This window comes from Brevundimonas sp. AC546, assembly GCF_979258305.1.
In genome coordinates, this window is record NZ_OZ409849.1 from 1653586 (window position 1) to 1666039 (window position 12454).

Consider the following 12454-nt stretch of genomic DNA (forward strand, 5'->3'; position numbering starts at 1 on the left):
CGCAAAAACGCCCGCCGCCGGAGGGGCGACGGGCGTCAAGACAGGCTCTGCAAGAGTGGTCAGCCGCCGGTCGGGCCGGTCGAGAAGTCGAACTGTTCCGGCTGACGACGGGGGCCGCCGAACGACCAGCTCAGGCCCAGATAGAAGGCGCGCAGGTTAATGTCCTGATCGACCCGCTCGCGGAACTGCGGCGTGTCATAGGTGGTGGCGCCGCCGAAGGAGTTCAGCAGGTCGCGGGCCGTGAACTGCAGCGACAGGGTGTCGCTCAGCTTCCTGCGATAGCCTAGGTTCAGCATGCCGCCGCTCTCGCGCGTGCCCTGGGCCAGCAGTTGATCGCCCTGCCAGAAGCCCGACACCTGGACGAAGTCCTTGGCCGTGGGCTGCCAGTTCAGGCTGAGGCGGCCCGTCACGAGGTCGCCCTCGCGGTTGCGGGCGCCGGGGATACCGGCGGTGTCGATTTCCTGGCGGAAGGCGTTGAGGCTGGCGTTGTAACGCAGGGTCGGATGCAGTCGCCCGCTGGCGGTCAGTTCGACGCCCAGGTCACGCCGCGCGCCCAGATTCTCCGGCCGCGTCAACAGGACGCCGCCCCCGATGTCGGTCGCCACGTCGGTGAAGGCCTTGGTCGTGTCGCGGTAATAGGCGGTGGCCTGATAGAAGCTCTGGCCGCGCCGCAACTGCCACATGGCCTCGAAGCTGTCCGTCTCCTGCGGCTCCAGATCGGGATTGCCCGAGCGCAGGTTCAGCGGATCGCCATAGGTCACAAAGGGATTGAGCTGGGTCGGCTGGGGCCGCTGGATGCGACGCGAGTAGCTCGCCCGCAGGGTCTGCTCGTCGTTCAGCTTGTACTGGAGGTGGCCCGTCGGATAGGCGCGGAAATAGTCCTGGGACGCACGCACGCCGTTGGTGACGTCCTCGACCTCGATGTCCGCCTGTTCGAGACGCAGGCCGAACTGGGCCGACAGCTTCTCGCCGAACGGCCGCTCGTAGGTGGTGTAAAGGGCGTGGACGGTCTGGTCCGCCTCGAACCGGTTGCTCAGCGCCGGGACTATGGCGAGCGCGGATTCGGAGGCTCCACGCCGCAGCACATTGTCCTGATCCGGCCGGCTGATGCTCAGCTCATAGCCGGCGCGCAGCTTGGACCCGTCGCTCATCGGCCGGGTATAGGCGCTGGTGAAACCGATCGTCTCCTGGGCGCTGAGCCAGCGCTGCTGCTCGTAAAGGTCGGGCGCGACCGGCGTGAGAAAGGCGTTGGCGACCAGGGAGGTGTTTTCGTTGTCGTTGCGGTCGTAGCGCAGCTCGTTGGACCATTCGTGGCCCGACGTGTCGAACTGATGCAGCAATCGGGCGGTGGCGCCCCAGCCGTCCAGGACGAAGGCGCCGTCGCCGTCGCGGGTGTAGGCGTTGACCAGCTGCCCCGAGGCGTCGCGGGTCTCGAACAGGCCCTGGTTTTCACCATCGACATCGAAACGGTTGCCCCGCAGTTCGCCGGTCAGCATCGTCTTTTCCGTCAGGCGATATTCGGCGGAGAGGCGGCCGAAGGCGCCCTTCTGCGTCGAGTCATTCTGCTGGGCTGTGGTCGTCGTCGAGGTGACGGCGCCGGCCGGATCCAGTCGCTCGCGCAGGCGATCGAAGGAGAAGGTCTGGTCGTCGTAGCGATAGCTGAGGTCGCCCGTCAGGGTCAGCTTTCCGCTCTGGCGCGAACCGCTGGCGCCCACATTCCAGCGGCCGTTGTCGCCTAGGTTGACCCGCAGCGAGCCGGTCGTCGTGGTCTCCGCCGGAGCGCCGGGCGCGCCGGCCACGGCGACAGGGGTCGGCTTGGTGATCAGATTGATGACGCCGCCGGATCCTTCCGGGCTGTAGGCGGCCGAGGGGTTGGTCATTACCTCGATGCGGGCATAACGGTCGGCGGAAAGCTGCAGGATGGCGTCGGCCCGGTTGGGCCCCGACAGGATCGCCGACGGGCGGCCGTCCACCAGGATGGTGACGTTGCCGTCGCCGCGCAGCGAGACATTTCCCTGAGGATCGACATCCACGGACGGCACGTTGCGCAGGGCTTCAGCCAGGGTGCCGGTCGCGGCCTGAAGATCGTCGGCTAAGCTGTGGCTGATGGAATCGATGGAGGTCCGCACATCGCTGGCGCGGGCGTTGACGACCACATCCCCGACCGTGGCCGCGTCCTTGTCGGCGTCAGGCGCAGGCGCGGGCGTTTGGGTCTGTTGGGTCGCGGGGGCGGGGGCGGGCGTCTGGGCCATGGCCGCCCCGGCGGGCAGGGCCAGAACGACGCCGACCAGCGGTGCGAGCTTACGAATCGACATGGCGCCAGTCCCCCGCGGACGTCCCTCAACGTCCTTCTGCTTCGCGCACTATCAGGCGACCGCCACATCCCTCAGTTACATCTTTTTCATCCCCGTGGCGGGGCTGTGGCCAAGCCAGGGAACCCCCAGCTTCGCCATACGCTTTGACCCGATGCTGACCACGAAAATGAACCCGCGCGTGTTCTGGGGCGCAAGCGCCATCATCGCGATGCTGCTGCTTGTCGCCATCGTCGCGCCGGGGCAATCCGACCGCGTCTTCCAGAATGTTCAGGCCTGGGTGATCGACACCTTCGGCTGGCTTTATATCGCCTCGGTGGCGGGGTTCGTGGGGCTGGTGCTGGTGCTGGCCATCGGGCCTACGGGTGCTCTGAAACTGGGGCCGGACGACGCCGAGCCCGACTTCCCCTATCTGTCCTGGCTGGCCATGCTGTTCGCCGCAGGCATGGGCATCGGCCTGATGTATTTCGGGGTCGCCGAGCCGATCCAGCACTATATCAATCCGCCCTCCGGCGAAGGCGGCACCTTCACCGCCGCCCGCGAGGCGATGGGGATCACCTTCTTCCACTATGGCGCGCACGCCTGGGCCATCTATGCCCTGGTGGGGTTGAGCCTGGCCTATTTCGCGCACCGAAAGGGCCTGCCGCTGACCCTGCGGTCGGGGTTGTCTCCGCTGCTGGGCAAGCGGATCAACGGCCCCATCGGCGACGCCGTCGACATCTTCGCCATCTGGGGCACAGCCTTCGGCATCGCCACCTCGCTGGGCTTCGGCGTGTCGCAGATGAACAGCGGCCTGACCTATCTGTTGGGCATTCCAAACACCGCCTGGGTCCAGGTCGGGCTGATCGTCGTGGTCATGGCGGCGGCGACCGCCTCGGTGATGAGCGGTGTCGGCAAGGGGGTGCGGCGTCTGTCCGAGCTGAACCTGACACTGGCGGTGCTGCTGATGCTGTTCGTGCTGGTGGTCGGGCCGACCAACTTCCTGTTCAAGGCGCTGGTCCAGAACTTCGGCCTGTATCTGGATCATTTCTTCGAACGCACCTTCACCCTCTACGCCTATGAGCCGCGCGCCTGGATGGCGGACTGGACCCTGTTCTACTGGGCCTGGTGGATCGCCTGGTCGCCGTTCGTGGGCATGTTCATCGCCCGGATTTCGCGCGGGCGGACGGTGCGCGAGTTCCTGCTGAACGTGCTGCTGGTTCCGGCCGGATTCACCTTCCTGTGGATGACCGTCTTCGGCAATACGGCCATCAGCCTGGACATGGGACAGGCGGCGGGGGCGATTTCCAACGCCGTCTCGACCGACCTGTCGACCGCCCTGTTCTATTTCCTGGAACAGTTGCCGGGCGCGGCCTTCACCTCAAGCCTGGCGATCCTGCTCGTGGCGGTCTTCTTCGTCACCTCGGCCGATTCCGGCGCCCTCGTGATCGACACGATCGCCTCGGGAGGAGCTGACGATACGCCGCGCTGGCAGAGGGTCTATTGGTGCCTGCTGCTGGGCCTGATCGCCGCCGCCTTGTTGCTGGCGGGCGGGTTGGGCGCGCTTCAGGCCGCCACCCTGGCCGCTGCCCTGCCCTTCGTCCTGATCATGATCCTGCTGTCGATCGGCCTGGTGCGCCAGATGAACGCCGACCTGGCCGGGCGCAACGTCGAGACGGAAGGGCCGCCTCTGGCCGAACGGCTGAAGCGCATCCTGTCCCCCGCGACCCGTGCCGACATCGTCAAGGAGATCGACTGCCACGGCCTGCCCGCGCTGGAGACGGTGCGCGCCGCCCTGGAGGCCGAAGAGCCGGACGCCGAGATCAGCACAGACGAGGCCGCCGCCTGGCTGACCTTGCGGCACGGCGAACGGACCTTCGTCTATCGCATCGGCGCGCGGTCACGCCCGCGGCCGACCATGACCGCACGCGAAACGTCCCAGGGCCGCCGCCTGCTGGAGTGGCGACTGATGGCCCAGACCGGCGACGGCGCCCGCCCGCACGACATCACCGGCTTCACCCACGACCAGATCGTCGCCGACGTGCTGGAGCAACTTCAGCGGTGGCGACTGGCCTAGAGTTCGAAGGGGCGCTAGCGTCCGGCGTCTTCGCTGGAGTTCGCCATGTCCCTTCGTCTGTCGCGCCGTTCCCTGTTCACTTCCGGAGGCGCGGCGGCGCTGGCGGCCCAGCCGGCGTTCGCCCAGACAACGGCTCAGGCGCCCGCGAACGACGATGCGTCTCTGTCCCAGGCGGTGGACGCCTATGTGGCGAAATGCATGGCGGCGTGGCCCGATCAGCCGGCGCTGGGCGTCGCCGTTGTCAAGGATGGGACGACCGTTCTGGCGCGCGGCTACGGCGTCAAGGTTCAAGGCAAGCCGGCGCGGGCCGACGAGCACACCCTGTTCGCCATCGCCTCCAACACCAAGAACGTCACCGCCGCAGCCCTGGCCATCCTGGTCGACGAGGGCAAGGTGAAGTGGGACGCGCCGGTTCGGACCTACCTGCCCGGCTTCACCCTGTCGGACCCCTATATCGGCGAGCACATCACGGTGCGCGATACGCTGAGCCACCGGGCCGGGTTCGGCCTGGGCGCCGGCGACCTGCTGTTCTGGCCCAATTCGGACCGCACCCGCGCCGAGGTGCTGGCCCAGGCCGCCTTCGTGCCGATCGAGGACGGGTTCAGGGCGCGCTATCACTACTGCAACCTGATGTTCGTGGTCGCAGGCGCGGTGTTGGAGGCGGTGTCCGGCCTGACCTGGGAGGCCTTCATCCAGACCCGCATCCTGGACAAGGTCGGCATGACCGAGACCGTGCCCCTGGCGCGTCTGGCCGACCCGGCGAAATCCGCCCTGCCCCACGGCCGGGTCGGGCCGCCGCTGCGTTATCAGGGGGCGATGACGCCCATCGCCAAGTCCATCGTTGAGGTGTGGAACTGGGATTCGGCGGCGGCGGCGGGCGGCATCTGTACGACGCCGACCGACTGGGCCAAATGGATCGCCGTGCGCCTGAACGACGGCAAGCTGGCGGACGGGTCGCGGCTCTATTCCGAGGATGCGGCGCGCGAGATGGTTCGCCCCAACATCATCGTAGGATCCTCGCCTGGACCCACGGCGGAACTGCCCAACCGGTCCATCGCCTCGACCTACGCCATGGGGCTCCAGGTCCAGGACTATCGTGGCGAGCGGATCGCCAGCCACGGCGGCGGCTCGCCCGGCGGCATTTCGGCGACGGTGTTGATCCCCGGCCGCAAGACCGGCTTCTGCATCTTCTCCAACGCCGAGGAGAGCTTCCTGCTGCGCGCGCTGCGCTCGGGGATTTCGGACATCTGCATGGGCAAGGTGGATGTCGACTGGATCGCGGACTCCAAGCGGATGGAGACCGAAGGCAATGCGAAATCCATCGCCGCCGCGGTCGAGATCGACGCCAAACAGGCGGCCGGCGCGGCGCCGTCCATGCCGCTTGAATCCTATGCCGGAACCTGGCGCGACCCCTGGTACGGCGACATCGTCATCGCGCCCAAGACCGAAGGGCGGGGGCGCAATCGCAAGAGCGGCCTGTGGTTGAGCTTCACCCACACGCCCGCCCTGCAAGGCTGGTTGGAGCCCTATGACGGCGAGACCTTCCGCACGCGTGTCCCGGACAAGCGCGAGGAGGACGCCTTCGTCACCTTCGCCATCCTGGCGGCCAAGCCCGCGACGGCGACGATGAAGGGGGTCAGCCCCGACATCGACTTCAGCTACGACTATCAGGACCTGAGATTGACGAGGGCCGACTGAGATGATCGCGACCGTCGCGCTGATCCTGGGCCTGTCCCTGGCGCCGCAGGACGCGCAGACGCCTCAGGACATTCCCGCCGTCTGCCAACCGAACGCGGCGGGACAGATGAACGTCCAGGCCTGCGCCGATGCGGCGCCGAAGGGGTCGCCGGTGCGGGCGCTGGCGCTGATCAACCTGGCGTCCCAGGCCTATCTGGCGGGCCAGTACGCCAAAGCCCTAGGTCTTTATGACGAAGCGGTCCCGCCCGGCATGGCGGTGACCTCCGACATCGTCTTCCACGCCTTCAGAGGCGACACCTACTTCCACGCCGGACGCAATGAGGCGGCGCAGGAAGACGCCAGCCTGGCGTGGCGGATGCTGAAAGGCGAAGTCAGCGCGTCCGGCGATCCGGCCAACGACATGCCGGTGGATGACCAACTCAGGTTCGAGGTGCTGATCCGCATCCTGCCGATCCTGAAGGACGGCGATGCGACGACCTTTGCGGCGGCCAAGGCTCAGGTGATGTCCCTGCCCGCGACTGACGGGATCGCCCTGACCAATCGGGCGGGTCTGCTGGCCAAGCTGGGCGACTATCCGGCCGCCGTCGCCGACAGCAGCGCCGCCCTGGCCCTGTCGCCCAACGAGGCCGGAGTGCAGAACAACCACTGCTTCATCCTGTACCAGGCCGGGCGCGCGGCCGAGGGCGTGGCCTATTGCGAGGCCGCGCTGGCGACCCTGCCGCAGGCCGCGCCGATCCGACATTCCTATGCCCGGGTTCTGGCCGCGACCGGCCGCTGCGCCGAGGCCGAGACGCAGATCGCCCAGGCGCGCCAGCTGGACCCCAGCGCCGTGGAGTATGCAAAGCCGCTGGACTGCACGGCGCGCTGACCTATCGAGCGATCTCCAGCAGCTCCAGCTTGGCCTCCTGTTTGGGCCAGGGCAGGACCAGGCGCCAGCGGTTCTGGCCGATCCGCTCGATGACGCCGACCTGATCGCGTTCCGTCCTGTCGCCATATTCGGGGAAGGTCTTTTCGTCCGCCCCCCAGGCCTGGGCGCCGACATAAACCGCGCGGCGCTCGGTGTCGGGATAGATCAGGCCGCGCGTGCGCTGCGAGCCGGTCGTCTTGGTCAGGACCAGATCACCGCCCGGCGTCAGTTCGACCGAGCAGGTGAACCAGGGATATTCGACATAGGCCAACCCCTGGCCCTCGACGCGGCGGCCCATCTTGATGGTGCGGCAGCGATAGGTCCCCGGCCCCGGCTGGATGCGGCCCGTCTGCGCCGCGTTCGGATCGGCGAGCGGCCCCAACGCCTCGACCTGACGCGCGAACCCGCCGTCTTCCGCCTCGGCGCGGCCCAGGCGCCACGCCTGGTCCAGCCGGCCCAGCAGACTGGCGTCGGCCGTATTGGCGACTTGGCGCCAACTATCGGTTCCGCCCTGCATGCCCTCTACGGGCGCCGCCTGTTGCTGCGGGGTGGCTGCGGCCTCGGGCGCCGCTTGAGCCGGGACGCCAGCGGCCGTTTCGGTCACGGCGGGCGAAGTCTCGGCTGGGCTGGCCGGACGGTCATCGCCACAGGCCGCCAAAGCCGTGGTGGTCATCAGGGCCAGAACGGCCAGAGGGGTGCGGCGCATGGGCGTCTCCATCGGTGATGGAGATGCAAACGGCCCAGCCGCCGCCCGGTTCAGCGCGCGGTCAGCTTCGCGGCGCCGGGACCAGTTCGATCAGGTCGAGGTTGGACTCGTACTGGGGCCAGGGAAGGACCAGGCGCCAGCGGTCCTCGCCGATACGTTCCAGCACGGCGACCAGGTCGCGGTCGGCGTTGCGGCCATAGGAGTTGGCGGCCGGTTCCTGGGCCAAGGCCATGGAGCCGAGCAGGACCATGTGGCGGTCGTCCTCTGGGAAGAGCAGGCCCGAGGGACGCTGGGAGCCAGTCAGTTTGGAGAACTTCAGTCCACCCGGCGTCTGTTCGATGCGGCAGGCGAACCAGCCGTAGACGACATAGCCCAAGCCGTCCTCGCCGCCCTGTGAGCCCAGTTTGACGGTGCGGCAGCGATAGTCGCCCGGCGGCGGCGCGACGCCGGGCCGGTCAGCCTTGGGCGCGATCAGCTCGCCGAGGGTCCGCAGATCGCCGGAGCCGCGCTGACGATTCGCCTGCTGCAGGGCGAGGGTCCAGGCGGCGTCGACACGGCGATAACGGTCGCGGTCGCCCGAGGTGATGACGCCGCGCCAGTCCATCAGGGCGGCGCCCGTGCCTGCGCTCGACGGCGGCGGCGGCGGGGGCGGGGGGGTCGCGGCGCAGGCGGCGACGGCGCAGAGGGCGACCAGGGGCGCCAACCGGCGAACGAGCAGACGGGACGAAACGAACCGGGCGAACTGACGCATCAACGCTTCCCTTGGGGGCGACCTTGCGGGCGAAGTGGCCCTCTTAGGCCCTCTGACGCCGGTCGGCGTCAAGGCCGCCGGGCGCCGGCGCGCTGCCCAGCACGTCGTTCAACGCGGCAGCCAGGGCGGTCAGGTCCAGCGGCTTGGCCAGCCAGGCGTCGAAACCGGCGGCGCGCCCGCGCGTGCGATCCTGCGGCGAGACGGCGGCGGTCAGGGCCAGGACCGGCACGTGGCGCGTCATCGGATCGGCGTCCAGCCGCGCCTTGACCTCATAGCCGTCCATGTCCGGCAGGCCGATATCCAGCAGGATCACGTCGGGCCTCAGGGCACGGGCCAGCTCCAGTCCCTCCGGCCCCGTCGCCGCCGCATGCAGGGTCAGGCCCAGGCCCGAAGCCGCCTGGCGCATCAGGGCGATGTTGGCGGGGTTGTCCTCGACATAGAGGACCACCGCCTGTTTCGGAGTCGAGACAGACAGGGCGCCGACGGCCGGCAGGCTGAGCGAGAAGATCGTCCCGCCCCAGTGTTCTCGCTGCTGGGTGATGGCGCCGCCCATCCGCTCGGCCAGGCGCTGGATCGAGGCGACGCCCAGGGTGGTGCCGCCGCGCGCGTCCTGTCCGTCCAGAGGATGGAACAGGCGGTCGGACCTCTCGCCCGTCGGCGTCGCGCCGGCGTCATGGATGGCGATGATGACGTTAGTGTCGTCGCGCCTCATCTCCATGCGGACGGTCCCGCCTCCCGGCGAATGACGCAGGGCGTTCTCGACCAAGCGGCGCAGGATGCGGCGGACCTGGCCGGGGTCGGCCATGACGCACAGGCCCGACGCCGGCGGCGGACAGGCCAGGGTCACGCCCACCTCGCGCGCCTGGGGCTCGACCCCGTCGCAGACCTGACGCAGGGCCAGGCGCAGGTCGACGCGGTGGATGGAGGGCGAGGCGCCGGCGTCGCCCGAGGTCATGAAGGCGTCCGCCTCCTCGACCAGGGCCAGCAACACCCCGCCCGCCGCCTCGATGTGGCGGATAGCCTGAGCCTGCCGCGCTGTCAGCGGGTCGGCCTCGGCGTTGACGTTCAGCAGTTGGGAAAAGCCCATGACCGTGGTCAGCGGCGTGCGCAGTTCGCGCCCCAGGGCCTGCATGACCTCGCCGCGGGTGCGATCCTCGGCGGTAAGACGCTCGACATCGGCCTGGGCGGCCATCAGGGCGCTGCGCAGCGCCTGGGTCTGCTGGACGATGCGGGTTTCGAGCCGATCATTCTCACGGCGCAGACGCACCGCGACTGCGTGCGCCTGAAGCCAGAGCCATATTCCCGCGCAGGTCCCGGCCAGGGCCAGGGACAAGACAAGCAAGACGATATCCATGACGCCCTCCTACGCGTCAGAATGACGCGCAGGAGTTGCGTTCAGGTAAACGTGCTCGTTTGAGTTGTTTTTAGTCTTCGCTGGTCGCGGCGGCTTCCGGCTTGCGACGCGGGGCGCGACGACGCGGGGCCGCCTCGCCTTCCGCTTCCGGGGCCGGAGCAGCAGCCGCCGAGGCGGGGGCGCGGGTCAGAAAGCCCGGCAGCGCCGTCGGGGCGTCGCCTTCGTCCGCGGCGATGGCAGCGGCGGTGCGACGCGGACGGCGCGCGGGACGGTCCTCGACGACGGACGTTTCGACAGGTGTCTCGACGACCGGCGTCTCGCTGACAGTCTCGACATCAGCGGCGTCGGCGTGGACGGGGGCGCCGTCTTCCGCGCCTTCCTGGCCGTCAAAGCGGCGATTGCGTTCCTCGCGGCGACGCTCCCAGCGTTCGCGCCGGCTCTCGCGGCGACCGCCCTCGCCATCGGCGCGGACATCGTCGCCCTCGCGCGGCTCGCGGGGTTCACGCGGTTCGCGAGGCTGCTGAGCCTCGCGGTTCTGATCCCGGTTCTGATCCCGGTCGCGGTTTTGATCGCGATCACGATTCTGATCGCGGTCCCGATCACGGTTCTGATTCTGATCCCGGTCGCGATTGTAGTCGCGGTCGCGGTTCTGGTTCTGCTCACTGCGCTCGGCGGCTTCCTGAACCTGGCGGTCGGCGGCCTGCTGGGCGGCGACGAAGGCGGCGGCCTGGGCGCCGGATTCATCCTCGAAATCGATGTCGAAGCCCTGGTTCGACTGTTCGCGCGCGGCGATGTCCGAGAAGGACCGCTGCGGCTGCAGCGCGCGCAGGACGCGGTAATAGTGTTCGGCGTGCTGCTGGTAGTTTTCGGCCAGCACCCGGTCGCCGCCGGACGAGGCGTCGCGGGCCAGCTGCTGATAGCGCTCATACACGGTCTGGGCGTTGCCCCGGACCTTGATGTTCTCGGGGCCTTGCGAGTCCCACGAACGATTCGGATTGGCGCTGTTGGCGTTTGACGCGCCCGCCTTGTTCCGATTGCGTCCGCGCTGACGCTTCATGCCCTTGAAATCTCTCATTCGCGCTACCGTGTGCAGGGGCGGACCAAAGCCTTCAGGCCGGTTCCGTCCGTTTCGTGGTTCCGTCTCGCTCGGGGCCGATCCCCGATTGTCGAACTGTCGGAATGCCTTGCCGCCCGCATGGTGCGCCGGTCCTTTCGGGACCGACCGTCATGATCAGCTCAAGCCGCGAACAGCCGGGTGTAGGCCCGTAAAGCTGCGTTTGAGTGGGAGACGAGCGAGACTTACCCCGTGCGACGCCCCTTTCCAAGAGGTATTCGTCAAAGCGTCGCACCGGGTCGTTAACAGCCCCGCTTTGCCGATGCCTGCCTGCTGGGTTAGGCATGACCTTTGAGACGACGACGAGGCTATCCCATGCGTGTTCTGGTTCTGGGCGGCGACGGTTTCTGCGGCTGGCCCACGGCCCTGCATCTATCGGCTAGCGGGTGGGACGTGACCATCATCGACAACCTGAGCCGCCGCAACATCGACAACGAACTGGAGGTCCAGTCCCTGACGCCGATCCGCACCATGGGCGAGCGGATCAAGGCGTGGAAGGAAGTCTCGGGCCGCGACATCGGCTTCGTCAACATGACGGTGGGCAAGGAATTCGACCGTCTGGTCGCCCTGATCCGCGACTATGCCCCCGACAGCGTGGTGCATTTCGCCGAGCAGCGGGCCGCCCCCTATTCGATGAAGTCGGCGCGGCACAAGCTCTACACCGTCGACAACAACATCAACGCCACCAACCACCTGCTGGCCGCCATCGTCGAGAGCGGGCTGGACGTGCATCTGGCCCACCTGGGGACTATGGGGGTCTATGGCTACGGCACCGCCGGCCTGCGCATCCCCGAGGGCTATCTGAAGGTGACGGTGGACACCGACCACGGCCCGGAGGAACAGGAAATTCTGTTCCCGCCCAATCCGGGCAGCATCTATCACATGACCAAGACGCAGGACGCCCTGCTGTTCCAGTTCTATGCTCGCAACGACAATCTGCGCATCACCGACCTCCACCAGGGCATCGTCTGGGGCACCCAGACGACCGAGACCAAGCAGGACGAACGGCTGATCAACCGGTTCGACTATGACGGCGACTACGGCACGGTGCTGAACCGGTTCCTGATGCAGGCGGCGGTGGGCTATCCGCTGACCGTTCATGGATCGGGCGGCCAGACGCGGGCCTTCATCCACATCCAGGACACGGTGCGCTGCGTCGAACTGGCGTTGAAGAACCCGCCCAAACGCGGCGAGCGGGTCAAGATCCTGAACCAGATGACCGAGAGCCGGCGCGTGCGCGACCTGGCCGCCATGATCGCCGACAAGACCGGCGCCGAAATCCACAATGTCGCCAACCCTCGTCAGGAGGCGGACGAGAACGATCTGGTCGTCGCCAACGACCAGTTCCGCGACTTGGGTCTGAAGCCTATCACCCTCGCCCAGGGGCTGATGGACGAGGTGACGGACATCGCCCGCCGGTACGCCGGCCGGGCCGATCTCAGCCGGATCGCCTGTGTGTCCGCCTGGAACCAACGCCGGGCGGAGGCGCTGAAAAATGAGGCGCGCCCGCCAGTGGCCGCGCCGGTTTCCAAAGTTCTGACGGCCTGAGTAACCCG

General features: G+C 68.1%; 9 protein-coding genes. 4 read left to right on the top strand and 5 right to left on the bottom strand.

Features of this window, described 5'->3' with window-relative positions; genetic code table 11:
• Positions 1-59 precede the first annotated feature (59 nt).
• The gene (locus tag ACZZZD_RS08215; RefSeq protein ID WP_463434170.1) at positions 60-2315 is read right to left on the bottom strand and encodes a TonB-dependent receptor domain-containing protein; all 2256 of its coding nucleotides are present in this window, start codon (positions 2313-2315) and stop codon (positions 60-62) included.
• A gap of 151 nt (positions 2316-2466) precedes the next feature.
• Here ACZZZD_RS08215 and ACZZZD_RS08220 point away from each other — a divergent pair, with 151 nt between their 5' ends.
• Genes ACZZZD_RS08220 through ACZZZD_RS08230 form a run of 3 tightly spaced genes read left to right on the top strand, consistent with a single transcriptional unit; the run spans position 2467 to position 6934 of the window.
• A complete protein-coding gene (locus ACZZZD_RS08220; protein ID WP_463434171.1) occupies positions 2467-4368 on the top strand; it encodes a BCCT family transporter in 1902 nt (633 codons plus the stop codon).
• A 45-nt stretch (positions 4369-4413) separates the two neighbouring features.
• Positions 4414-6066 (top strand): serine hydrolase, encoded by a 1653-nt coding sequence (locus ACZZZD_RS08225; protein ID WP_463434173.1) that lies wholly within the window; start codon positions 4414-4416, stop codon positions 6064-6066.
• Position 6067: 1 nt separating this feature from the next.
• Positions 6068-6934 carry a tetratricopeptide repeat protein gene (locus ACZZZD_RS08230; protein WP_463434174.1) on the top strand — a complete coding sequence of 289 codons (867 nt, stop codon included), beginning with the start codon at positions 6068-6070 and terminating at the stop codon, positions 6932-6934.
• Between the two features lies 1 nt (position 6935).
• On the opposite strand, the gene ACZZZD_RS08235 is transcribed toward ACZZZD_RS08230, so the two are convergent.
• The 4 genes from ACZZZD_RS08235 to ACZZZD_RS08250 all read right to left on the bottom strand — a co-directional run bounded on the left by ACZZZD_RS08235 (position 6936) and on the right by ACZZZD_RS08250 (position 10859).
• Positions 6936-7679 carry a DUF4893 domain-containing protein gene (locus tag ACZZZD_RS08235; protein ID WP_463434176.1) on the bottom strand — a complete coding sequence of 248 codons (744 nt, stop codon included), beginning with the start codon at positions 7677-7679 and terminating at the stop codon, positions 6936-6938.
• 61 nt (positions 7680-7740) lie between these two features.
• Entirely contained in the window at positions 7741-8430 is a 690-nt protein-coding gene (locus ACZZZD_RS08240) for a DUF4893 domain-containing protein (protein ID WP_463434178.1), read from the bottom strand.
• A gap of 43 nt (positions 8431-8473) precedes the next feature.
• Positions 8474-9784 carry a hybrid sensor histidine kinase/response regulator gene (locus tag ACZZZD_RS08245; protein WP_463434179.1) on the bottom strand — a complete coding sequence of 437 codons (1311 nt, stop codon included), beginning with the start codon at positions 9782-9784 and terminating at the stop codon, positions 8474-8476.
• A gap of 70 nt (positions 9785-9854) precedes the next feature.
• Complete coding sequence (locus tag ACZZZD_RS08250) at positions 9855-10859, bottom strand: DUF4167 domain-containing protein (protein WP_463434180.1); 1005 nt, start codon at positions 10857-10859, stop codon at positions 9855-9857.
• 354 nt (positions 10860-11213) lie between these two features.
• Here ACZZZD_RS08250 and ACZZZD_RS08255 point away from each other — a divergent pair, with 354 nt between their 5' ends.
• Positions 11214-12446 (top strand): NAD-dependent epimerase/dehydratase family protein, encoded by a 1233-nt coding sequence (locus ACZZZD_RS08255; protein ID WP_463434181.1) that lies wholly within the window; start codon positions 11214-11216, stop codon positions 12444-12446.
• Positions 12447-12454 lie beyond the last annotated feature (8 nt).